This is a genomic window from Streptosporangium sp. NPDC001559, from assembly GCF_042893955.1.
Classification (GTDB): Bacteria; Actinomycetota; Actinomycetes; order Streptosporangiales; family Streptosporangiaceae; genus Streptosporangium.
Genome location: NZ_JBIAVG010000005.1, coordinates 223,527 through 245,142 on the forward strand (window position 1 = coordinate 223,527; position 21,616 = coordinate 245,142).

A 21,616-nucleotide genomic window follows, 5' to 3' on the forward strand; every position below is an offset into this window, starting at 1 on the left:
CCGTCACGAGTGGACGAGCCGCGCGACGACGGACCCGGTCACGCGTGGGCGAACCACGAGCTGACGAATCCGTCACGAGTGGATGAACCGCGCGACGACGGACCCGGTCACGCGTGGGCGAGGACAAGAGTGAAGTCCCCCGTCGGGTCGGTGTAGGTCTGGCTCGGGGTGAACCCGGCCGCGACCAGTTCCCGGCGGAGTCCCTCCTGGCGGAACTTGGCGCTGATCTCGGTGCGTGTCTCCTCTCCCGCCTCGAAGGAGACCGACAGGTCGAGGGCGGCGATCCGCACGGTCATGGCGCGGCTCGCGCGCAGCCGCATCTCGATCCAGTCGTTGCGCTGGTCGTACAGCGCGACGTGCTCGAAGGCGTCCGGCTCGAAGTCGGCGTCGAGCCGGTGGTTGAGCACGTGCAGGACGTTCCTGTTGAAGGCCGCCGTCACCCCGGCCGCGTCGTCGTAGGCCGCGACCAGCCGCCCGGTGTCCTTCACCAGGTCGGCCCCCAGCAGGAAGGAGTCGCCGGGGGAGAGGGTGGCGCGCAGTTCCTTGAGGAACACGGTCCTGGCCTCGGGGTCGAGGTTGCCGATGGTGCCGCCGAGGAAGGCCACCATCCGCCGTCCCCGCCTGGGCAGCAGCGCCAGGTGGCGTTCGAAGTCGGCGCAGACCGCGTGCACCGCCATCCCCGGGTAGCGGGCGGAGAGCCGCCGCGCGGCGTCGCCGAGGGTGACGGCGTCCACGTCGACCGGGGTGTAGGCGCGCAGCGTTCCCGTAGAGGCCAGGGCGTCGAGCAGCAGCACGGTCTTCTCGCTGGTCCCCGAGCCCAGCTCGACCAGCGTGTCCGCCCCGCTGTCCGCGGCGATGTCGGTCGAGTGCCTGCGCAGGATGGACAGCTCCCTGCGGGTCGGGTAGTACTCGGGCAGCCGGGTGATCTGGGAGAACAGCTCACTGCCCGTCTCGTCGTAGAACCACTTGGGCGGCAGCCACTTGGGGTCGGACGTCAGCCCGGCGCGGACGTCGTGCTCAAGGGCCTGGCTGAGGTAGTCGTCGCCGAGGTGGTTGGTCAGGCGTACGTCGGACTGGCTGACGGGCATGATGACTCCTTGGATGTCGCAGGTCACAGCGGCTGGACGCGCACGCCGTCGATGGACGCGAGGACCAGACTCCGATCCGGTACGGCCTGCCAGCCGGACCGGTCGTCGAGCGGTTCACTCGCCACGAGCACGCCGTCTTCGAGGTTGAGGAAGAGCGTGTCCCCCCAGGTGGTCGCGGCGAGGGAGGAGCCGTCGCAGGCGAGGAGGTTCAGCCGCCCGGCGGGGTCCTTGGCCCCGGCGGTGACGACGACCTCGGACAGGGCGTCGCCGAGGGTGAGGCCGGCGCGGCGCCGTACGAAGACGGCGGCGGCGACCCAGGCGGCGTCGCAGGTGCTCTCCGCTCCCGTGTCGCCCGCCAGCTCCCTGACGGGGCCCCGGGCGACGCGGCCGTTGTGGCTGAGCAGCCACGCCCCGTCGGCGAAGGGCGCGGTGGCGCTCTCCTCGATCGGCATGCCCACGCTGGCCGACCGTACGGCCGCCAGCAGGCAGCTTGAGCGGGCGACCTCGGCCAGGGCGGGAAGGTTGGCGTCCGCCCACATGGGGACGGAACGGCGGTAACGGACCGGTTCCGCGCGGCCGGCGTCGTACCAGCCGATGCCGAAGCCGTCGGCGTTGACCAGGCCGTGGCGTTGCATGCGCGGGGCGTAGGACTGCCGCAGCAGGCCGTGCTCCGGTTCGCTGACCAGTGAGGCGATGGGCCGGGGAGCGCCGAGCCAGGCGGCGTGGCGGCACATCTAACGGTGCTCCAGACGCTCGGCGGACACGGAGCGGGCACAGCGGAAGCCCGTGAAGATCTGCCTGCGGATGGGGTGGTCCCAGTTCCTGAACGTCGTGCGGACCGCGGCCGGGTCGGCCGCCCACGAGCCGCCGCGCAGCACCCGGTAGTCACCGCCGAAGAAGACCTCGCTGTACTCGCGGTAGGGGAAGCTGCGGAAGCCCGGGTAGGGCAGGAACTCCGAGGAGGTCCACTCCCACACGTCCCCGATCATCTGCTCCACGCCGTAGAAGCTCGCCCCGGCGGGGTAGGCGCCGAGGGGGGCGGGACGTGCCGCGCGGTGTCCGAGGTTGGCCAGTCCGGGGTCCGGGTCGTCGTCCCCCCACGGGTACTTCCTGGCCCGTTCGGCCTCCGGGTTCCAGCCGCAGGCCTTCTCCCACTCGGCCTCGGTCGGCAGCCGTTTGCCCGCCCAGCGGGCGTAGGCGTCGGCCTCGTGCCAGCTCACGTGCTGCACGGGTTCGTCCATGGGCACCGGTTCCGGCCTGCCGAACCGGGTCCGCCACCAGGTGTCGCCGTCCCTGGTCCAGAACAGCGGGGCGAAGGCGCCCGTCTCCCGCCGCCAGGCCCACCCCTGGGGGTTCCACCAGCGCGGGTCGTCGTAGCCGCCGTCCTCGACGAAGTCGGCGTAGGCGCGGTTGCCGACCGGCAGCCGGTCGATCCAGTAGGCGGGCAGGTCGACCCGGTGCGCGGAACGCTCGTTGTCGTAGGCCCACGGCAACGTGTCCGTCCCCATCGTGAACGGCCCGGCGGGCACGAACACCTCCTCGGGGCCGTACCGATTGCCGGACGGCAGCTCGCCGTCGCGGATCAGGCCCGCGGTCCCGGAGAGCTGCCAGGTGGCGAGCATGGTCTCGTCGTGCTGGTGCTCGTGCTGGATCACCAGGCCGAAGACGAAGCCGTCCCGGTGCAGCGGGTCGGGGCTCTCCGGGTCGAGCCGGTCAAGGACGTCGAGCACCCGTCCCCGTACCCCCTCGATGTAGCGCCGAGCCTCGGCGGGTCCCAGGATGGGCAGGCTCGGCCGGTTCTTCCTGGGGTGTTTGAACGCGTCGTACAGGTCGTCGATCTCGGGGCGCAGCGGGGTGATGCCCCCGGCCTCCCGCAGCACCCACAGCTCCTCGTAGTTGCCGACGTGCGCCAGGTCCCACACCAGCGGTGACATCAGCGGTGAGTGCTGCCTGACCAGCAGGTCGTCCTCGGCGTCGGTGTAGGCCAGTGACCGGCCGCGCACCGCGGTCAGTTCGGCGGCGATGCGCTCCTTGAAGTCGTTCATGCCTGTCCTTCCTCGGTCAACCAGGCCGACAGGCGCGGCCCCGGTTCTGCGGCCATGTCCAGCAGGTCGAGGGCGGGGGGCCGCCCGGTCGTCACGTGGCGGTCGGTGTAGGCGGCCACCCGCGCGGCCAGCGCGCCGTCCACGCCGAGCCTGGGCAGCGCCTCGCAGGCGGCGCGGAAGCACTCCTCGGCGGCCTGGCGCAGCCGGGGGTCGGTGAGGCCGCAACGGGCCGCCTCAAGCCACATCCCCGCGTACGGCTCCGCCGCCGCCAGCGCCGTGTCGGCCGCCCGGTCGTCCATCACCAGGGCGTGGGTGACGGCCACGCACACCGGCCAGTTCGCCGGGTGCTGGGCGTCGAGGTAGCGGATCTCCAGCCAGCCGCGGGGCCGTACCGGGGGGAAGATCGTCGTGGCGTGGTAGGCCAGGTCGGCCAGGGTCGGCGGGGGCACGGGCGCGTCGAGCCAGTCGCGGAAGGTCGAGCCGTCGCGGATCGTGCGGTAGTGGTCGTCGTCCTCGCGCACCAGCATCAGCCGGGCGTCGAGGAGGTAGGCGGCCCAGTCGGCGACGGGGTCGCCGGTGGTCTGGACGGGGGCGGTCCTGGTGCGGTCGAGGTTCTCCCACACCTCCTGGCGGCCGGACATCCATCCGCACGGCCGTCCCTCGCGCAGCGAGGAGTTGGCGAAGGCGGCCAGGAGGACGGGGCCGAGCCGGTGGGCGCGTTCCCAGCGCGCCGAGGGTCTGTCGCCCAGGTCGAGGTTGACCTGGATCGACGCGGTCGAGCACATCATCAACGCCCCGTACGGCAGGCCGAGGAACTCGGCCATCGCGTCGTAACGGGGCAGGTGTAACTGCCGTCTGGCGGGCCGTACGGGGTCGAGACCGACCCCGGCCAGGGCCAGGCCGGCCTCGTTCAGCGCCCGGCGGGTCGCGTCCACGTCGGCGCGCATCCGGGCGATCGCCTCGGGCAGCGGGCCCGCGGGTCCCGACAGTTCGAGCTGCCCGCCGGGCTCGAACGTCACCCGGCTTCCGCCGTCCATCGACGGCAGAACGTCGGCTGTCCTGTCCAGCGGAACCTGGTCGCCGGTGGCCGTACGGTCGAAGACCAGGAACTCCAGCTCGACCCCCACCTCGTCCCCGGCGGCGCCGAGGAAGCAGTCCTGCGCGAAGGCCTCCACATCGGAGGCATTCCGGATCGGCGTGTCCTCGGCCACAAGACTGGCCATCGTCCCCCCTTTTCGCCTGATGTGTACGGTCTATAGACCCGTGAGACGTGCAGGCGTTACAGGGGGACTTTCGGGGTGTGTGTAACGGTTCGGCGGCCCCGGGGGACTGTCCCGTATGGAACGGGGGGCTGCGATGAGACGGGCGAGCCTGGGCTGCCGGGAGGCCGGGGGCCTCGTCACGGCCTATCTGGAGGAGGCCCTGCCCGCCGGGACGCGGCGGCGCTTCGAGGAGCACCTGGCCGGATGCTCCCTGTGCCCGGACCTTCTGGAACGGGTCCGGGTGACGGTCGAGGTGCTGCGGGCCTTCGGCGGGGAGGACATCCCGCAGGAGGTGCTCACCCGGTTGTGCGACGTCTTCGGCCCGCCCGAAGGCCCGTCACAGGGCCTGTCGCGGGGCTCATCGCGGGGCCTGCCACAGGGCCCGCGGGGGCGGCTCTCCCCGGTGCCGCCCTCAGGAGCTCCGCGGCTCCTCGACCCTGGAGTTCCGCCGGTCGCGGAAGGCGGCCAGTAGCCGCTCACGCGCCTGACCTGGCAGCGGCTCGGGTCGCAGGGTGCCCAGAGCGGTGACCGTCACGCGGAACTGGTGCAGGTAGTGTCCGCAACACTCGCAGGCGGCGAGGTGCTCCTCGAACACGTGCCGGGTGGACTCGTCGAGGCCGTCCTCCAGGTAGGAGGTGACGAGCTCGACCCACTCGTCGCAACTGAACCGCTTCACGACGTGAAACGCCTTGCCGTCTCTGAACCGAACCGATTTCACTACGCCGACCGCCTCGCCGTCTCGAAATAATCCTCCAGGCGTCCGCGCACCGCCACGCGGGCGCGGTGTAGCAGAACCCGCTGGTTGGCCGCGGAGATCTCCAGGATCTCGCAGACCTCCTCCGAGGTGCACCCCTCGACGTCGCGGAGCGTGATGACGGCGCGCTGTCGTGGGGGAAGCTCAGCCAGGGCCGCCGCGATCAGGTCGCGCACCTCGGCGGCCAGCACCTCGCCCTCGGGGGTGGACCAGGCCGAGGGGACGTTCTTCCAGTGCCCGGGGAACGGGTCGTCGGGCCCCTGGAAGAGCGACCGGTCGGCGACCGGCTCCTCCCGATGTTCGAAGGCGCTGCTCCACGGTACCGTGCGGTTCTCGCGCAGCCCTCGTTTCCTGGCGGTGTTGACCAGGATGCGGTAGACCCAGGTCTTCACGGAGGAACGCCCCTCGAAGCCGTCGATGCCCCTGATCACCGCCAGCCAGGTGTCCTGCACGACCTCCTCCGCGGAGTCGTTGGTCGACACGTGGGAGCGGGCGAGCCAGAGCATGCCCCTCGACCAGGTGTCCAGCAGGGCCGCGAACATCGCCTCGTCCCCGGCGCGCAGCGCCGCGACGACGACGTCATCCGGGGGGAGCCTGCTGCCCATGAAGGACTCCACGATCGCCTCCTTGCGGTCGGGCGTCTGGGACGCCGCTCTCGTGCCCGTGGACACGAGAAGGTGCCTGGACCGTCCGGCGCCCCCGAGGCGCCACCGACTGCGAGGATGAGGGTTCCCGTCCACGGCCGGTCCGACACCTCCCCGCGGGGACCGGGGGAGCGCCGGAAGAACGCGCAAGAAGGCACCGAAGGGTGCGGTCCAGGCTGTACGGTTCCCCGGCACGCCCAGGTGTTACACCGTTATTTCAGGACGTTCCTGAAATTTCCCGTCTGTTGGTAAAACGTTCTCAGGATTCGGGGAGCCGCAGCATGCGGTCGACCAACTGGTGGAGATGGGCCCGTAGGCGGGGCTTCGTCCTGGGGTTGTCCGGATCGGGTGGATCGGGCGGGGCCAGGGCCTCGCCGTGCAGGAAGCCGTACATGCTCCAGGCCAGCGTCCGCACCAGCAGGTCCAGGTCGGTGTCCCCCTCGATGAGCCCGTCCCTGACGGCGGCGTGCAACGCGTCCCGGGTGAGGTTGATGATCGGGACGGCGTACCGCTGTTCCAGGTCGGGGATGTCGGCGGCGTCGCCGAGCCAGCGGTGCATCCACAGCGCCGGGATCTGCGGGTTGGACAGGCACAGCTCCAGGTAGTCGTCCACGAGGGCGTGCATGGCCTCGGCGACCCCGGCGGCGTCGCGGGCGGGCAACGACGCCAGCGCCCCCTCGACGACGGTCCGCTGGGCCCGGCTCGTCCGTTCGATGACGGCGAGGTAGAGCGCGCGTTTGTCGCCGAACGTCTCGTGCAGCCATTCGAGGTCGAAGCCCATGGCCTCTGCCAGTCCCTGCAGGGTGGTGCCGTCATACCCGAACGCGGCGAAAAGCCGGGTCGCGAACTCTATGACCGCCTCGCTCTGCTGCTCATCCGCAGAAGTCATGGTTCGATTCAAGTCGTTGTCGCAGGTGGACGTAGCTAAGCGCCGGTTTTGGGGTGGTCAAACCTGTGTGCGCAATGGTCAGGCGTCCCACCGGTCCCGGGGCGGGGACGCCGGGTGAAAAATACTGCATCGAACGCTTATCTTCATGGGTTGCAATTTTTCTCTCAGTGAGGTTTTGTGGAGGCGAACATGCGCGTCCCACTTCGAAGGAGCACGCTGTGCACAAAGCCGACTTCGGCCCCGTGACCCTCTCCGTGGCTCGTCACGACACCTTCGATCCACCTCCTGAGCTGGCTGTTTGGCGCCAGGAGGCCCCGATCCGCCGCATGACCTACGCCGACGGCCACATCGGCTGGCTGGCGACGAGCCACTCGGCCGTCCGCGCGATCCTGGCCGACAACCGCTTCAGCAGCCGCGTGGAGGCCCAGCACCCGGCGCTGCCGCACATGGTCGAACAGCGGCAGCTTCCGATGCCCGCCGGTTTCTTCCTGCGGATGGACCCGCCGGACCACACCCGCCTGCGGCGGCTGCTGACCGGTCAGTTCACCGTGCGCAGGATGCGGCAGCTCGAACCGAGGATCGAGAAGATCGTCGCCGCGCGGCTGGACGAGATGGAGCGTCAGGGGACGACCGCCGACCTGGTGAGCGCGTTCGCGCTGCCCATCCCCTCGCTGGTGATCTGCGAGCTGCTCGGCGTCCCCTACACCGACCACGACCGCTTCCAGCACGACTCGGCGGTGATCGTCAGCCGGGAGGAGTCGAAGGAGAGCAAGCTGGCGGCGGTGACCGACCTGCTGACCTTCCTGCACGAACTGGTGCTCAGCAAGCGCGCGAAGCCGACCGACGACCTGCTCGGCGGCCTGGCGGAGAGCGACGAGCTGACGGACGACGAGATCACCGGGATCGCCCTGCTCCTGCTGGTCGCCGGGCACGAGACGACGGCGAACATGATCGCGCTCGGTACCTACACGCTGCTGTGCAACCCCCCGCAGCTGGCGGCGCTGCGTGCCGACCCCTCCTTGGCGGCGGGGGCCGCCGAGGAGCTGCTGCGCTATCTGAGCATCATCGACTTCACGGTCAGGGGCGCCGTTGAGGACGTGGAGATCGAAGGGCGGACGATCAGGGCCGGTGAGACGGTGACGGTCTCGCTGCCCGCGGCCAACCGCGACCCCGAGCGCTTCGAGCGGCCGGACGACTTCGACGTCTTCCGGCAGTCGGGTGGACACCTGTCCTTCGGCCACGGCATCCACCAGTGCCTGGGTCAGCAGCTCGCCCGCAACGAGATGCGCATCGCCATCCCGGCCCTGCTCGAACGGCTGCCCGGCCTGCGCCTCGCCGTACCGGCCGAGGAGGTGCCGATGCGCTCCGACATGGCCATCTACGGCGTGCACCGGCTGCCGGTCGCCTGGTAGAAACCGAATGACCCCATGGATAACCCCATATGGGGTTATCCATGGGCTATAAAGGCTGTGAACAGTTCGGAGAACCGAAGGGACCGTGCGGTGGGGCGTGTGCTGCTGCTGGCGACCGGCGACACCATCGCCTACTCGACCGATCCCCGCAGCCCAGGGGTGGCCTCGGGCGCGCGGCTCCTCGAAACACTGCCTCCCGGCACGCTCACGGCCGAGGTGGTGGCCGAGGACGTCCAGGCGGAACCGAGCTGGGACATGTCCCCCTCGACCATGCTGCTGCTGGCCCGCAAGGCCCGGGAGGCCGTTCTCGACCGGGGCTTCGACGGCGTCGTGATCACCCACGGTCTCGACACCGTCGAGGAGACGGCCTTCCTCACCGACCTGCTCGCCGGGCGGGCCGCGCACCACGGCGCGATCGTCCTGACCGGCGCGACGCGACCCTTCGACGCCCTGTCGCCGGACGGCCCGCGCAACCTGGCCTCCTCCCTGGCCGCCGCGGCGGACCCGGCGCTGTGCGGCGTGGGCGCCGTCGTGTGCGTCAACGACGAACTGCACGCCGCCCGCTGGGTCACCATGACCGACGCGACGGGCGTGTGCGCCATGTCCTCCGCCCCCGCCCCGGTGCTCGGTCACGTGCACGGGGGACGGGCCGTGATCTCCACGCTCCCGCCGGGCAGGCCGCCGACGGTCGCGGGCGACCCCGAGACGGACGTCGCCCTGGTCAAGACCTATCCGGGCATGGACACCGCGGCGCTCACCGCCCTCGTGGACGCGGGCGTCAGGGGCATCGTGATCGAGGGGACCGGCGCGGGGAACGTGCCGGTCGGCCTGCTCACCGCGATCGACGAGCTGACCGGATGGGGCATCCCGGTGGTCGTCGCCTCCCGCGCCCGCACCCGCAGGGCGCCCCTCGACGAACTGGGCCTGGGCGCCGTCCTGGCCGCCAAGGTGGGCGCGGTCGGCGCGTACGGCCTCAGCCCGGCCAAGGCGCGCGTCGCGCTGATGGTCGCCCTCGGAACGGGCGGCGTCGACGCGGTACGCGACTGGTTCGCCAGACTTTAAGCAGGGAAATTTAGATGTGGAGTGAAATGTCCGCATCCTAGGGTTCGGGTATGGAACAAACCGCTGGTTCGGGTATGGGGCAGGCCACTACACCGGACAGCCGGATCGACCGCCGGGCACTGGCCGCGGCGGGGGTCACCGTACTGCTGTGGGCCTCCGCGTTCGTCGCCATCCGCGACGCCGCCCAGTACTTCGGCCCCGGAGCCCTCGCCCTCGGCCGCCTGCTCGCGGGCTCGGCCGTACTCCTCGTCATCTGGCTGGCACGCGGCGGGGGACTGCCGTCCCGGGGCGCCTGGCCCGGCATCCTGGGCTCCGGCGTGCTGTGGTTCGGCCTCTACATGGTCGCCCTGAACTGGGGCGAGCACGAGGTGGACGCCGGGACCGCGGCCATGCTCGTCAACATCGGCCCCATCCTGATCGCGCTCCTCGGCGGCTGGATGCTTCGGGAGGGCTTCCCGCGCCGCCTGCTGGCCGGGATGGCGGTCTCGTTCGCGGGGGCCGCCGTGGTCGGGGTCTCCATGTCGGGCGCGGGCCGCGCCTCGATCCTGGGCGTCCTGCTGTGCCTGCTCGCCGCCGTGACGTACGCCGCCGGGGTGGTCTGCCAGAAGCCCGCCCTCAGGCACGGCTCCGCCATCCAGGTCACCACCTTCGGCTGTCTCGTCGGCACCGTGGTCTGCCTGCCGTTCGCCGGGCAGCTGGTCGAGCAGGTCGCCGCCGCCCCACCGGCCGCCACGCTGAACGTCGTCTACCTGGGCGTCTTCCCGACGGCCCTGGCCTTCACCACCTGGGCCTACGCGCTGGCCCGCACCACCGCCGGGAAGATGGGCGCGACCACCTACGTCGTCCCCGCCCTGGTCGTCCTGATGGCCTGGGCGGTGCTCGGCGAGGTGCCCGGCTGGCTGACCCTGGCCGGCGGCCTGCTGTGCCTGGCGGGCGTCGCGGTCTCCCGCGGCGGCCCGCGTGCCACCACCCCGTCCTCGGTCGGGGCGGTACGGTCCCGGTAACGTGTCAGCCCGTTACGTGATCCACGGGGACGGGGGCGCACCCGCCCGGTCACTCGGGGAGGCACGGATGACTCGGGGAGGCGCGGATGCGAGACCAGACGATCGGTGACTTTCTGCGGAGCCTGGCGGCTCGGGTACCCGCCCCGGGCGGGGGAGCGAGCGCGGCCCTGCACGCCGCGCAGGCCGCCGCGCTGCTGGGCATGGTCGCCCGCTACAGCGACGGCCCCAAGCAGGCCGGGCACGAGCGGCTGATCGGGCGGATCCTGGCGGAGGCCGACACGCTGCGGGAACGCGCGCTCGAACTCGCCGAGGAGGACGCGGCGGCGTTCACCGCGGTCACCGACGCCTACCGGCTGCCGAAGGAGACCGACCAGGAGCGTACGGCCCGCTCGGCGGCGATCGCCGGAGCGCTGGCCGCCGCGGCCGGGCCGCCCGCCGAGACCGTGGACGTCGCGCGCCGCCTGGTCGAACTGGCCGGGGAGCTGCTGCCCGTCGGCAACCGCAACGTCGTCACCGACGTGGCAGCCGCCGCCGAGGCCGCCAGGGCCGCCGCGACCACGGCCAGGGTCAACGTCGAGATCAACCTCGGGGGCATCCGGGACGAGGCGGTCCGCGCCGAACTGGCCGGAAGGATCGCCGGGGTCGACGACCTGGCCGCCGACGCCGACCGGGTGACCGCGACCGTCCGCGAGGAGATCAGCCGTTGAGCACCGAGGGCTCAGCGGGCACGGGGGGCACGGAGAACGTGACGGACGCCGGGAGCAGGGGGAGTGTCGAGAACGTGACGAATGCGGAGAGCTCGGCGGGTTCGGCGGGCGCGGCACGGGAGTTGTCCGGGCGGGGGCTCGCCACGGCCATCCGGACCGACGCGACGGAGCGGGCGGCGGCCCTCGCCGCCCGGGGACGCCCGGCGCGCCTGGCCGTCGTCACGGCCACCGACGACGAGGCCAGCGCCTGGTACGTGCGCTCCATCGTGAACGCCGCGCGCAAGGTGGGCATCGAGTGCGAGGTCGCCGATCTCGGTCCCGGGGCAGAGGCAGGTGAGATCCGTGACCGCCTTGAGGCGCTGAGCGCCGACGAGTGGGTGAGCGGGATCATCCTGCAGACCCCGCTGCCGAAGGGGACGAAACTGGAGGACCTGGCCTCGGCCATCGTCCCCGCCAAGGACGTCGACGGCGCCAACCCGCTCTCCCTCGGCCGCCTGGCCGCAGGACTGCCCGCCTTCGCGCCCGCTACCGCCGAGGCGGTGGTCAGGCTCCTCGACCACCACGGCGTCCCGCTCGCGGGCAGGCACGCGGTCGTGGTCGGCCGCTCGACGGTGGTCGGCAAACCCGCCGCCCACCTGCTGCTCGACCGCGACGCCACGGTGACCGTGTGCCACTCGCGGACCGCCGACCTGGCCGCGGTCACCTCGGCGGCCGACGTCCTGGTCGCGGCCGTCGGCCGGATCGGGCTCGTCACCCCGGACCACGTACGGCCCGGCGCGGTGGTCGTGGACGTGGGCACGAACCAGACCGAGGACGGAGGCCTCGCGGGTGACGTCGATCCCGCCGTGGCGGCCAGGGCCTCGGCGCTGACACCCGTGCCGGGAGGCGTGGGACCGGTGACCACCGCCCTCCTGCTGGCTCACACGGTCCAGGCCGCGGAGACCCTGACCGAAGGCCGGTGACTCCTTCGGCCCTCACACCAGGTGACGGCCGTCGACGCGCGTGCCCCGTCCAGACCGGAACCGGGTGACGATCCTGGGCCCGGTGGAATGAGCCGCGTCCGCGCCCGTCAGTACCGCGATTGATTTTGTCCAGGTGGCGAATAGGGGTTCCAGACAATCCGTCGGCCGCTGACACTGGCCCCTGCCTGCCGTTATCCGTCCGGCGGGCCGGCCTTTTCAGGCGACCGACAGGAGACATCATGATGAGAAAACCAACCATCGTGGACGCGCCGACGACGGGCGCCGCGGCGGTGAACGTCGAATCCGGAATCCGGTCGGGGCGCAGGTCCTTCGGTGCCGGACCTTTCCGCGTCGCGTTCGTCACCCTCGTGGCGGGAATACTCGCGCTCACGGTCACGCAGGGCACCGCATTGGCCGGAGACAACCTGGCCCGATGCCTTTCCGGGCAGGTCTGCCTCTATGAGGGCAGCCTGGCGGACAACGACATGGTCGACTCGTCCTACGGCACGCTGAGCCACTACGGATTGAAAGCGAACACGTCCTACTACGTCGTCAACAACGGAAACGCGAAGCGCGGACTCGACCACTACTACTTCGAACACGCGGGGAAGACCAAGTGCCTGCACTTCAACGTGGGGACGACCCTCAACCAGGGGTCGTGGGTGTATTTGCGCTCATCCCTCTACCAAATCCTGTCCGACCAGCGGTGGGGCGGCGAATGCCCCTAGATCTGCCGGTCTCCTCGCAGGGCGGAAGCGACCGGACGCAAGGCGACCCGACGCGGCGGTCGTGACCGCGGGATGAGCCCGTACGGCCCGGCGGGTCAGGAGGCCGTACGGGTTCGCAGGAGGTCGAGGATCTCGGCCTGGCCGGTGCCCGTGCGTGACTCCGAGCGCGGGGCGCCGGTGGCGTCGCGCACCTCGACCACGAGCAGCGCGTCCCCTCCCTCGGCCTCCTCCCGGCGGACGGTGATCCGCGCCCCGGGAGGGGCGTGTTCCGTGGCCCGCGCGAGGGCCTCGGCCTCGACGTCGTGCCCGGCGCGCAGTTCGGCGAGTTCGACCGGGCGCCGCCCCTGGCCGTCGGGCAGCTCCGGATCGGCGCCGCCGTCGAGCAGCGCCCTGACGACGGCCGCCGCGCCGTACGTCACGGCACGGCAGAGGGCGGTGCCGCCCGCGGAGTCGCGGACGCCGGGGTCGGCGCCCCGGGCGAGCAGGGCCTCGACGACGGCCAGGTGCCCACCGGCCACGGCCCAGTGCAGGGCCGTCATCGCGTTCTCCTCGGCGTGTTCCCGCCGGTCGGGGTCGGCGCCGCCGTCGAGCAGCGCGGTCACCGTCTCGGCGTGTCCCCAGGACGCGGCGGCGCACAGCGGGAGTCCCTCGTGCTCGCCCCCGCTCTCAAGGCCGGGGTCGGCACCGGCCGCCAGGAGCCGCCGCGCGATGTCCGCCTCCCCGTGTACGGCGGCGCGGTAGAGGGCCGTCGAGCCGTACGGATCGGGGGTATCCGGGGCCAGGCCGTCGTCGAGCAGCCGCCCGACCGTCGCGGCGTCCCCGGTCGCCGCGGCCGTCACCAGTCGTTCCCCTGTCATGCGGTTCATTGTGCGTGGCGAAGTGTCCGTGATCTACGGGTTTTCCCAGTGATGATCTCCATTTCTGACTGTGGCGATAATTCATGGTTAACCCATAGAGATAGTAGATTTATTGAGCCCCACCCAGAGGTCGCCGATCATCGGTTCACGTCATCGGGAGGATCTTCGGATGCACGTCACGGCCCGCAGTGACTACGCCATACGCGCGATGCTGGTGATCGCGGCCCATGACCCGACCTCGGTCACCGCGGAGACGCTGGCCCGGGCTCAGAAGATCCCGCCGAGCTTCCTGAGGGGCATCCTGACCGACCTGCGGCGGGCCAACCTCGTCTTCGCCCAGCGGGGCAACGAGGGGGGGTTCACGCTGGCCAGGAGGGCGGAGACCGTCTTCGTCGGCGACATCCTGCGGGCTGTCGGCGGCGGCTTCACCTCGGTTCGGGGCTTCTCGACGGCCGACATCGTCTACTTCGGCGAGGCGGTGCCGCTGCGCGCCGTCTGGCTGGACGTCGAGGCCTCCATCGGGGCCGTGGTGGACAGCGTCAGCCTCGCCACTCTTCTGGAGTCCCAGGGGGCCGAGGTCCCCCGGCGGCAGACGGCCTGAGAGACGGGTGCCGGGCGCGCCGTCACCCCGCTTTCCGTGCCGGGTTCCCTGACGGGCCGGGGCATGCCGGCAGCGCCGGAACCCGGCCCCGGACGTCGGCCGGGTCCCCGGGGACGGCTGGGCCCTCTGAGGGGCGCCTGGTCTTCCGGCCGGTCGGTCCCCGGAGGCGGCCGGACTTCCTGAGGGGCCGCGCCTCAGACGTGGATGGAGACCCCGAGGCCGCCCCGGGTCTGCGCGCCGTAGCGCTCCTTCTCCTTGGCGAGGTCGAGGGGCCTGATGTGGCTGCGGCCCTGCATCGTCTCCTCGGTGATCAGGTCGGCGGGCACGAGCCAGGACACCTCGAACTCGATCCCGTCGGGGTCCTTGGCGTACAGGGCCTTGGTGGTCGAGTGGTCGGAGGCGCCCACGAGGGAGTTCATCTCGGTGAGCTTGACCGCGATGCGCTCAAGCTCCTGGAGGGTGTCGACCTCCCAGGCGAGGTGGTAGAGCCCGACGGTCGTCCGCCCGGCGCCGGAGGGGCCCGCCTGGGCGCCGATCTCGAACAGGCCGAGGTCGTGGTCGTTGCTCGATCCGGGGGCCTGCAGGAACGCCGAGCCCTGGCCGCCCATGACGACCCGGAAGTCGAGGGCCTCCCGGTAGAAGGCGACGCTGCGCTCGACGTCGCGAACGAACAGGACGGCGTGGTTGAGCCGCTGGACCGGCATGTTTCCTCCCCGAAAAACTTTAACTCTCAAGTACACTATCCCCATATGCTTGAAAGTTCAAGTAAAGTGGGCCTCGTGACCAGATGGCTTGACGACGAAGAGCAACGCGCGTGGCGCGCTTTCATGGGGGCCTCACAGTTCATCCACGAGGAACTGGACCGCCAGCTGCAACGCGACTCGAGTATGCCGCACACCTACTACATCATCCTGGTGAAGTTGTCCGAGGCGAAGGATCGCAGGATGCGGATGAGCGATCTGGCCACCGAGCTCAACTCCTCGCAGAGCAGGCTCTCACACGCGGTGTCCCGTCTTGAGGAGAGGGGTTGGGTACGGCGCGTGCCCTGCGCCGCCGACCGCCGCGTCAGCTGGGCCGAGCTCACCGACGAGGGGTTCACCGCGCTCACCGCCGCCGCCCCCGGCCACGTCGAGGCCGTACGGCGCGTGCTGTTCGACCGGGTCGACTCCGAGCAGGTCAAGCGGCTCATGGAGATCTGCTCCGCGGTGCTCGCCGACCGGGGCTGAACCTCCTCGCCGGTCCGGCGACACGCCCGCCGTGCGGTACGGCCGGCCCGGGCGGAGGCGCTGGAAGGAGTGGGGGAACAGAAGGAGAATCCAGCCGGGTCCGTCCCCGCCCCGGTGCCGTCCGTCGTACCGTTTCCCCCGACCGATCGGCTCAACAGGGGGATGCGGAGATGGCGGAGAGTTCTCTGAGGCGGGCGAACGGTGAGCACGAGGCGAACCGCGCGCTCTTCGGAACCGTCCACGAGGTGGCGGTCCGGTACGCGGGAGCCGACGTCTCCCGGGTGATCGCCGTCCTGCGCGGCAGGCTCGCCGGGGTGCCGGGGATGGACGACCACGGCATCCGCAGGATCGCGGAGGAGATCAGCGTCGGCCGGGACCCGTCCGGGCTGTAGACCAGGGCGCGGGCCGTCCCGTCTCCGCCCACAGCGGCACGGGACGGCCCCTTCCGTCCACAGGCCTGTGGATGAACTCCCCCAGCTGGTGCGGGGTTTCCACAGGATGTGCGGAATGGTTGTCCACAGCCTGTGCACAACGGGCCGGGATCAGGGGCGGCTCAGGGTCGGATCAGGGGTGGCGCCGGATGTGTCAGGGACCCCTCCCGGGACAGTCTTGGGGCATGCTCGCGTTGAGAAGGCTCTACCCGCTGGTCGCCTGCGCCGGAATCGCGGTGGCCGTCGGGTCCATGGTCGTGGGACAGGTCGTGGCGACCACCCACTCCGACCCGCTCGCCCTGACGATCGGCGAGTACGCCGCGGTCGAGGGCAACGGGACGACCGAGCTGGCCATGATCTCCCTGGCGGTCGCCTCCCTCGCGCTGGTCGCGGGACTGCGGGCGGCCAGGGCCCCGCTGGGGACGGCGGTCGAACGCCTGCTCGCGGTGTGGAGCGGCGCCCTGACCGTCATGGCGTTCGTGCCCGCGGGCGTCCCCGGCTCGGTGGGCGCCCTGGACGACTGGATGCGGGACCAGGTGCACGGTTACGCCTCGGCCGTGGCGTTCGTCGCGCTGCCCGTCGCGGGCGCGCTGATGGTCACGCGCCTCGGGGAGGACGAGCGGTGGAGGGCGGTGGCCAGGCCGATCGAGTGGCTGGCGCTGGCCTGCGGTTTCGGGCTGGTCGCGGTCACCTACGTGGCGCTTCCCGGCGACCGCGTCTTCATCGGACTGGCCGAGCGGGTGCTGCTCGCCGCCGAGATCGCCCTGGTCGCGGTGCTCGCCGTACGGCTGGCGCACCTGAGCCGGGCCGGGAGGACCGCTCGCGCGTCCCAGGCCGCTCTCGGCTGACTTGTCACTTTGCTTTACTAATTCATGACATGTCACAAATAGGATACGAATACACAGGCTTGTCAGTGCTATCCTCGTCGGCGATCTAGAGGTCGTCCGGAGTCCCCCACTTCGGCGCTCCGGGACCGAACCGATGAGGTGACATGGCATCGAGCAGACCCATCAGGTTCAAGATCTCGGCACTCCTGGCGATCCCGATCATCTCGCTGCTCGCCCTGTGGGGTTTCGCGGCCACCGTGACGGTCGGCGACTCGATGAGCCTGCTCACGGTCTCCACCCTGTACGACACGGTCGGCAAACCCGGTGACGAGCTGAACAACGCCCTGCAGCACGAACACCTGCTCTCGGCCGAGTACCTCGCCTCCCGCACGGACTCGGCCAGGTCGGCCCTGGCCGTACAGCGGAACATCACCAACCAGGCACGCCAGCGCTTCCGCGAGCGGACGAACACCGAGTCGGCCAAGGCCGCGATGACCCCCGACATGCGCATCCGGTTCAACGAGGTGATGACCCGGATCAACGCCCTCGACGGGACCCGCGTCAAGGTGGACGGCGGCAGGATCGGCCTCGTCGGGCTCTCCAGGGACTTCTCCCTGGTGCCCGACGCGCTGAACCGGCTGTCGAGCATCATGAGCCTCAACAACGACCTGCCGCTCTTCCAGCAGTCACGAAGCCTCGGCATGGTCAGCTACGCCAAGGACCTGATGAGCCGCGAGCGGGCGCTGGCCGCCGGGGTGCTGGGCCTGGGCCGTTCGATGTCGCCGAGTGAGCTGCAGCTGTTCAACCAGCTGGCCACCAACCGGGTCTTCCTGCTCGAACAGGCCCTGCCCGACCTGGAGCCGAGGCTGCGCCTGCCGTTCGCCGGGATGATGACCTCGACGATCTACACCCGGTACACCGGCTTCGAGGAGACCATCCAGGAGGGGGAGCTCATCCCCGCCACCGAGTGGCGCTCGGCGGGTGACGACCTGGAGGCCGTCTACGAGCGGGCGCTGACCGCCGTCACCCTCTCCCTGGCCGACCGGGCGGCTCCGTCCGCCGCGACGACGTTCACCAGGGCGGGAGTCGCGGGCGCGCTCGGCCTCGTCGCCGTCGTCGCCTCGCTGCTGGTCTCCTACCGGGTCGGCAGCGGGCTCACCCGCGAGCTCGCCGGGGTGCGCAGGGCCGCCATGGAGGTGGCCGAGGTCCGCCTGCCCCGCGTCATGGAGAAGCTTCGCAGGGGCGAGCCGGTGGACGTCGGTGTCGAGGCGCCACCGCTCGAACCGCTGGGCAGCACGGCGGAGGTCCACGACGTGGCCGCCGCCTTCGACAGCGTCCAGCAGCGCGCCATGCAGTCCGCCGTCGACCAGGCCAAGCTGCGCGAGGGCGTCGCCCAGTCCTTCCGCAACCTCGCCAGGCGCAGCCAGTCCCTGCTGCAGCGTCAGCTCAAGCTGCTCGACGGGATGCAGAAGCAGGCCGAGGACCCCGCCGCCCTGGAGAACCTCTTCCTGCTCGACCACCTGACCACCCGCATGCGCCGCCACGCCGAGGGCCTGGTCATCCTGTCCGGTGGGGCCTCCGGCCGTAAGTGGCGCTCCTCCGTCCTGATGGAGGACGTGCTGCGCGGCGCCGCCGCCCAGGTCGAGGACTACGCCCGGGTGCGGGTCTACCCCATGTCGGGCACCACCCTGATCGGCAGCGCGGTCGCGGACATGATGCACCTGTTCGCCGAGATCATCGAGAACGCCACCGTCTTCTCCCCTCCCGGAGGGGAGGTGTCGATCCGCGGCGAGCTGGTCGGCCGCGGGTTCGCGATCGAGATCGAGGACCGGGGCCTGGGCATGACCGCCGAGAAGCGGGCCTCGATCAACGAGCGCCTGGCCAGCCCGCCCGAGTTCGACCCGTCGGAGACCGACCGCCTCGGCTTCGCGGTCGTCGGCCTGCTCGCCGCCCGCTACGGGGTCAACGTGACGCTGCGGCCCTCGCCGTACGGCGGGACCGGGGTGGTCATCCTGCTTCCCGAACACCTCCTGGGAGACCCGGAGCCCGTCGAGCCGGTCGTGCCGCTCAGGGCCGAGCACATGCCGCCGGTCGCCGCGCTGCCCCCGGTGTCCGCCGAGCCCCGGTTCACCGAACCGGTGCTGCCGGTCCCCGCGGACCTGTGGAAGTCGTCGGTACGGCGCGGCTCCGGACTGCCCCGCAGGGTCCGTCAGGCGAACCTCTCACCGGGCCTGCGCCAGGACGACCAGCGCCAGGAGAACGACCAGATCTCAGGCGCCACCGAGCGCTCGCCCGAGGAGGCTCGGGCGCTGCTGAACTCCTTCCAGTCGGGATGGCGGCGCGGACGCGCCGAGAGCGAGGACGGCGGTGCCGAATGAAGAGCTGGGGTAGTGGACCGAGGATCACACCGAGTGTGATCGTCACAGGGGAAGGGGTTTGAGCACGTGCCGGGTGAGCTTTATTGGCTTCTGGATGACTTCGTCACAAGTGTGGCGGACGTCTCCCACGCGCTGATCCTGTCGAACGACGGGTTGATGATGGCCTCCTCCCGAGGTCTGAGCAAGGAGGACGCCGACCACCTCTCGGCCGTCGCCTCCGGCTTCCAGAGCCTCGCCAAGGGGACGAGCATGCAGTTCGGCGGCGGCGCCGTACGGCAGACCATGGTGGAGATGGACTCGGCGTTCCTCTTCGTCACCTCGGCGGGCCAGGGCAGCTGCCTCGCCGTCATGACCAGCGGCGCCGCGGACGTGGGCCTCATCGCCTACGAGATGGCCCGCCTCGTGACCCGCGTCGGCCAGCATCTGGCCACCGCACCTCGGGTGGCGGGCCAATGAGCGACGACGTCGAGTGGGTCGACGAGGAGGCCGGGCCCGTCGTCCGTCCCTACGCGCTGACCGGCGGCAGGACCGCGACCTCGACGTCCTCGTCCGCGTTCGACCTGCTGTCCATGGTGGTCGCCAACGGCTCGGTGATCTCCGCGGGCTCACACCTGGGCTCGGAGCACCGGCGGTTACTCGGCCTGATGAAGCGCACCAGGCCCATCGTCGAGGTCGCCTCGGAGTCGGGCCTGCCGATCGGCGTGATCAAGGTCCTCCTCGGCGACCTGCTCGACCAGGGGTTGATCCTCGTGCGTTCCCCGCTTCCCGCCAACACCTCTCCCGCGGAGGGGCTGCTGCGAGAGGTGATCAGCGGCCTGCGGGCCTTGTAACGTCCTCACCCGTACGGCCCGGCGGGGGTGGGGTGGCCGGCCGTACGATCCAGGACGACTTCGGAGGCCCCGTGCACCGTCGGAGGGCACGGGGAAAGCTCCTCCCGGCTACGCCCTGAACGCGCAGACCAGGAAGAACAGCACGGCGATCACGCAGAACAGGGCGGTCAGCCCTATCCCGTCGATACAGATGGTCAGCACCAGGACGACCACGGCGAGGGCCGCGTTCAGGAGATAACGTGCCCTGAGCGCCAAGCTTCCTCCGGTCACAGTCCGCTTCCTCGAAGAGACGACTCTTGGAGAACGCGACGGCCTCAGCCCCGGGTTCCCGCCTCCTCGGGTGACCTGGCGCCCTTCGCGAAACCGCCACGGCGGGCGCGGTAGGCCAGGTAACCGGCGACCAGCAGGTCGTACAGCACGCAGGCCGTCGGAAGGTCGGTCAGCGGCGGCTCAAGATGACGGGGCACCACGACGTCCCACACCGGGTGCAGCACCCAGGCGGCCACCAGGAACCACGGCGACCGGAACACCCCCAGCAGGGCCAGCGCCACCACCACCCCGGACGCCGCGTACTCCACCCCGCCGCCGGCCAGGTAGGTCGGCGCGAGAATCCCCACGGTGACGGCGCTCCAGGCCGCCAGTTCGGTCCTGCCGGGCAACCGGCACAGCGCCAGGACGAGCACCACCCCCAACGGCGCCGCCGCCACCACGAGCAACCCGGCCCGCGCCACGGCCCCGATGGCGTACGACATCGCCACCATGACCACCACGACGTAGAACGCCCACCCGGCCGTCACCCACACCCGTCCGCCCATGCTCGGCCCTCCTGTCTTTACCTCAGGAGTCGTCGGCGGTCGGGCTGGAGTTCCGGGAAGGCCTCACGTGTTCGGCCGGGTGCGCCGTACGCGGGCCGTACGGCCCTGAAAGGCCGGGCAGAATGATTCGCGGAGGAGGCTGAATCCGTGACGGCAGACGACCTGTATCAATTGCTCCGCTCGTACGATCCCAGTGACGTTTCGATGCAGCAGTTCCACGCCGTCTGGGTGGAGTCCATCCCTGTCGAGGAAGCGGTCGTCATTTTGAACGGCGATCCGGCCTCGGGGACGCGGGACGGTTTCCTCGGATGGGGTCCGGGATCCGACGGAGGCGACGAGGAGGCCGCCGGTCTGCTGGTCGGGCCGATCGGTGACTGGACTCTGATCGTCGGCGACCATCGTTCCACGGAGGATGAAGCGCTGCTCGCGTTGTCACGGTGTGGTGGGCGCGCTCTGGCCGTCAGCTGGGATTTCCATGGTGAGAACACATTGAAATTCGCCGAAGACGGGAAGCTGATCACGGTCATTGACATCTTCGACACCGGCGAACGGTCCGGTGCCGATCCGAACGCCCTCGACCCGTACTTGCACGGCCTCCGTTTCAACATCGACGACGACATCCCAGGAGAACCCGCCGTCGAACCCGGTGAAAGCCTCACATCCGCCCTGACCGCGATCGGCCGAATGGTCGGCCACCGCATCGACAGAGAATGGCTGGAGGCCACACACACCACGTATGTCGTACCGGCCGGCGACCCTGATTGACGGCCCCCTGGAGGGTTCCCCGACCCACCGGACGTCGGCCCCGCCGTACCGGTGACCATCCTGGCGATGGCCCTGAACGCCTTCCTCCTGTACACCCTGGCCTGGAGAGAATCCACCACCCCCTTCTTCGACCCCGGCTGGTGACCGTCCACAAGGTGGGGAGTTGTGGACCTTTCAGAGTGATGAGTGACGCCCTCTCGCTGAAGTTCGACGTCGCCAAGGTGTTGCGAACCCTTCAGGGTGATGAGCGACCAGCGTTCCTGCCGGTCACGGACGAGCAGTTCGAGTTGCGAACCCTTCAGGGTGATGAGTGACCCGAGGGTAAAGTC

General features: G+C 70.7%; 27 protein-coding genes. 16 read left to right on the forward strand and 11 right to left on the reverse strand.

The features are described from left to right. Nucleotides 1-107: 107 nt before the first annotated feature. From egtD to egtA, 4 genes are read right to left on the reverse strand one after another with little or no spacing between them, the layout of a single operon-like run. A complete protein-coding gene (gene egtD, locus ACFYY8_RS13755; protein ID WP_390040494.1) occupies nucleotides 108-1,088 on the reverse strand; it encodes an L-histidine N(alpha)-methyltransferase in 981 nt (326 codons plus the stop codon). Nucleotides 1,089-1,111: 23 nt separating this feature from the next. Further along, nucleotides 1,112-1,822: an ergothioneine biosynthesis protein EgtC gene (gene egtC / locus ACFYY8_RS13760; protein ID WP_390040496.1), complete on the reverse strand. Its 711-nt coding sequence runs from the start codon at nucleotides 1,820-1,822 to the stop codon at nucleotides 1,112-1,114. Next, nucleotides 1,823-3,133 (reverse strand): ergothioneine biosynthesis protein EgtB, encoded by a 1,311-nt coding sequence (gene egtB / locus ACFYY8_RS13765; RefSeq protein WP_390040498.1) that lies wholly within the window; start codon nucleotides 3,131-3,133, stop codon nucleotides 1,823-1,825. It abuts the gene before it with no gap. Then, complete coding sequence (gene egtA, locus ACFYY8_RS13770; protein ID WP_390040500.1) at nucleotides 3,130-4,356, reverse strand: ergothioneine biosynthesis glutamate--cysteine ligase EgtA; 1,227 nt, start codon at nucleotides 4,354-4,356, stop codon at nucleotides 3,130-3,132. Before egtA ends, egtB begins: the two co-directional genes overlap by 4 nt. Before the next feature lie 133 nt (nucleotides 4,357-4,489). Here egtA and ACFYY8_RS13775 point away from each other — a divergent pair, with 133 nt between their 5' ends. Continuing rightward, the gene (locus ACFYY8_RS13775) at nucleotides 4,490-4,867 is read left to right on the forward strand and encodes a zf-HC2 domain-containing protein (RefSeq protein WP_390040502.1); all 378 of its coding nucleotides are present in this window, start codon (nucleotides 4,490-4,492) and stop codon (nucleotides 4,865-4,867) included. Here ACFYY8_RS13775 and ACFYY8_RS13780 read toward each other — a convergent pair. The 3 genes from ACFYY8_RS13780 to ACFYY8_RS13790 all read right to left on the reverse strand — a co-directional run bounded on the left by ACFYY8_RS13780 (nucleotide 4,808) and on the right by ACFYY8_RS13790 (nucleotide 6,682). After that, the gene (locus tag ACFYY8_RS13780) at nucleotides 4,808-5,071 is read right to left on the reverse strand and encodes an anti-sigma factor family protein (RefSeq protein WP_390040504.1); all 264 of its coding nucleotides are present in this window, start codon (nucleotides 5,069-5,071) and stop codon (nucleotides 4,808-4,810) included. The genes ACFYY8_RS13775 and ACFYY8_RS13780 overlap by 60 nt on opposite strands. Before the next feature lie 41 nt (nucleotides 5,072-5,112). After that, complete coding sequence (locus tag ACFYY8_RS13785) at nucleotides 5,113-5,820, reverse strand: RNA polymerase sigma factor (RefSeq protein WP_390040506.1); 708 nt, start codon at nucleotides 5,818-5,820, stop codon at nucleotides 5,113-5,115. 232 nt (nucleotides 5,821-6,052) lie between these two features. After that, complete coding sequence (locus ACFYY8_RS13790; RefSeq protein WP_390040508.1) at nucleotides 6,053-6,682, reverse strand: TetR/AcrR family transcriptional regulator; 630 nt, start codon at nucleotides 6,680-6,682, stop codon at nucleotides 6,053-6,055. A gap of 218 nt (nucleotides 6,683-6,900) precedes the next feature. On the opposite strand from ACFYY8_RS13790, the gene ACFYY8_RS13795 reads away from it, so the two are divergent. From ACFYY8_RS13795 to ACFYY8_RS13820, 6 genes are all read left to right on the forward strand, one after another. Beyond that, nucleotides 6,901-8,094, forward strand: coding sequence for a cytochrome P450 (locus tag ACFYY8_RS13795; RefSeq protein ID WP_390040510.1), 1,194 nt, complete (start codon nucleotides 6,901-6,903; stop codon nucleotides 8,092-8,094). Nucleotides 8,095-8,184: 90 nt separating this feature from the next. Further along, a complete protein-coding gene (locus ACFYY8_RS13800) occupies nucleotides 8,185-9,156 on the forward strand; it encodes an asparaginase (protein ID WP_390040512.1) in 972 nt (323 codons plus the stop codon). Nucleotides 9,157-9,206: 50 nt separating this feature from the next. Then, nucleotides 9,207-10,160 carry a DMT family transporter gene (locus ACFYY8_RS13805; RefSeq protein WP_390040514.1) on the forward strand — a complete coding sequence of 318 codons (954 nt, stop codon included), beginning with the start codon at nucleotides 9,207-9,209 and terminating at the stop codon, nucleotides 10,158-10,160. 86 nt (nucleotides 10,161-10,246) lie between these two features. Beyond that, nucleotides 10,247-10,867 carry a cyclodeaminase/cyclohydrolase family protein gene (locus ACFYY8_RS13810; protein ID WP_390040516.1) on the forward strand — a complete coding sequence of 207 codons (621 nt, stop codon included), beginning with the start codon at nucleotides 10,247-10,249 and terminating at the stop codon, nucleotides 10,865-10,867. Further along, on the forward strand, nucleotides 10,864-11,829 hold the full coding sequence (locus ACFYY8_RS13815; protein WP_390040518.1) for a bifunctional 5,10-methylenetetrahydrofolate dehydrogenase/5,10-methenyltetrahydrofolate cyclohydrolase: 966 nt from the start codon (nucleotides 10,864-10,866) through the stop codon (nucleotides 11,827-11,829). Before ACFYY8_RS13810 ends, ACFYY8_RS13815 begins: the two co-directional genes overlap by 4 nt. Nucleotides 11,830-12,068: 239 nt before the next feature. Continuing rightward, entirely contained in the window at nucleotides 12,069-12,557 is a 489-nt protein-coding gene (locus ACFYY8_RS13820) for a hypothetical protein (RefSeq protein ID WP_390040520.1), read from the forward strand. 95 nt (nucleotides 12,558-12,652) lie between these two features. On the opposite strand, the gene ACFYY8_RS13825 is transcribed toward ACFYY8_RS13820, so the two are convergent. Further along, entirely contained in the window at nucleotides 12,653-13,414 is a 762-nt protein-coding gene (locus tag ACFYY8_RS13825; protein WP_390040522.1) for an ankyrin repeat domain-containing protein, read from the reverse strand. A 169-nt stretch (nucleotides 13,415-13,583) separates the two neighbouring features. On the opposite strand from ACFYY8_RS13825, the gene ACFYY8_RS13830 reads away from it, so the two are divergent. Beyond that, on the forward strand, nucleotides 13,584-14,015 hold the full coding sequence (locus ACFYY8_RS13830) for an RrF2 family transcriptional regulator (protein ID WP_390040524.1): 432 nt from the start codon (nucleotides 13,584-13,586) through the stop codon (nucleotides 14,013-14,015). Nucleotides 14,016-14,209: 194 nt separating this feature from the next. Here ACFYY8_RS13830 and ACFYY8_RS13835 read toward each other — a convergent pair whose 3' ends face one another. Beyond that, nucleotides 14,210-14,719, reverse strand: a complete 510-nt coding sequence (locus tag ACFYY8_RS13835; RefSeq protein WP_390040526.1) for a VOC family protein — start codon at nucleotides 14,717-14,719, stop codon at nucleotides 14,210-14,212. Nucleotides 14,720-14,794: 75 nt separating this feature from the next. On the opposite strand from ACFYY8_RS13835, the gene ACFYY8_RS13840 reads away from it, so the two are divergent. The 6 genes from ACFYY8_RS13840 (at nucleotide 14,795) to ACFYY8_RS13865 (ending at nucleotide 19,707) form a co-directional block, all read left to right on the forward strand. Next, nucleotides 14,795-15,241: a MarR family winged helix-turn-helix transcriptional regulator gene (locus ACFYY8_RS13840; protein ID WP_390040528.1), complete on the forward strand. Its 447-nt coding sequence runs from the start codon at nucleotides 14,795-14,797 to the stop codon at nucleotides 15,239-15,241. Nucleotides 15,242-15,411: 170 nt separating this feature from the next. Next, nucleotides 15,412-15,633: a hypothetical protein gene (locus ACFYY8_RS13845; RefSeq protein ID WP_390040530.1), complete on the forward strand. Its 222-nt coding sequence runs from the start codon at nucleotides 15,412-15,414 to the stop codon at nucleotides 15,631-15,633. Between the two features lie 224 nt (nucleotides 15,634-15,857). Beyond that, complete coding sequence (locus ACFYY8_RS13850; protein WP_390040532.1) at nucleotides 15,858-16,520, forward strand: DUF998 domain-containing protein; 663 nt, start codon at nucleotides 15,858-15,860, stop codon at nucleotides 16,518-16,520. 143 nt (nucleotides 16,521-16,663) lie between these two features. Continuing rightward, a complete protein-coding gene (locus ACFYY8_RS13855; protein WP_390040534.1) occupies nucleotides 16,664-18,877 on the forward strand; it encodes a nitrate- and nitrite sensing domain-containing protein in 2,214 nt (737 codons plus the stop codon). Between the two features lie 66 nt (nucleotides 18,878-18,943). Further along, nucleotides 18,944-19,333 (forward strand): roadblock/LC7 domain-containing protein, encoded by a 390-nt coding sequence (locus tag ACFYY8_RS13860; RefSeq protein ID WP_184725372.1) that lies wholly within the window; start codon nucleotides 18,944-18,946, stop codon nucleotides 19,331-19,333. After that, on the forward strand, nucleotides 19,330-19,707 hold the full coding sequence (locus tag ACFYY8_RS13865; RefSeq protein ID WP_352011185.1) for a DUF742 domain-containing protein: 378 nt from the start codon (nucleotides 19,330-19,332) through the stop codon (nucleotides 19,705-19,707). The genes ACFYY8_RS13860 and ACFYY8_RS13865 overlap by 4 nt, the downstream gene beginning before the upstream one ends. A 108-nt stretch (nucleotides 19,708-19,815) precedes the next feature. Here ACFYY8_RS13865 and ACFYY8_RS13870 read toward each other — a convergent pair whose 3' ends face one another. Together ACFYY8_RS13870 and ACFYY8_RS13875 are read right to left on the reverse strand one after the other, a co-directional pair. After that, nucleotides 19,816-19,977, reverse strand: coding sequence for a hypothetical protein (locus ACFYY8_RS13870; protein WP_390040536.1), 162 nt, complete (start codon nucleotides 19,975-19,977; stop codon nucleotides 19,816-19,818). A gap of 44 nt (nucleotides 19,978-20,021) precedes the next feature. Then, on the reverse strand, nucleotides 20,022-20,522 hold the full coding sequence (locus ACFYY8_RS13875) for a DUF6010 family protein (protein WP_390040538.1): 501 nt from the start codon (nucleotides 20,520-20,522) through the stop codon (nucleotides 20,022-20,024). Nucleotides 20,523-20,669: 147 nt separating this feature from the next. Between ACFYY8_RS13875 and ACFYY8_RS13880 the strand changes: the two genes are divergently transcribed. Continuing rightward, the gene (locus ACFYY8_RS13880; RefSeq protein ID WP_390040540.1) at nucleotides 20,670-21,287 is read left to right on the forward strand and encodes a DUF6461 domain-containing protein; all 618 of its coding nucleotides are present in this window, start codon (nucleotides 20,670-20,672) and stop codon (nucleotides 21,285-21,287) included. 182 nt (nucleotides 21,288-21,469) lie between these two features. Further along, a complete protein-coding gene (locus ACFYY8_RS13885; protein ID WP_390040542.1) occupies nucleotides 21,470-21,601 on the forward strand; it encodes a hypothetical protein in 132 nt (43 codons plus the stop codon). Nucleotides 21,602-21,616: the final 15 nt, after the last annotated feature.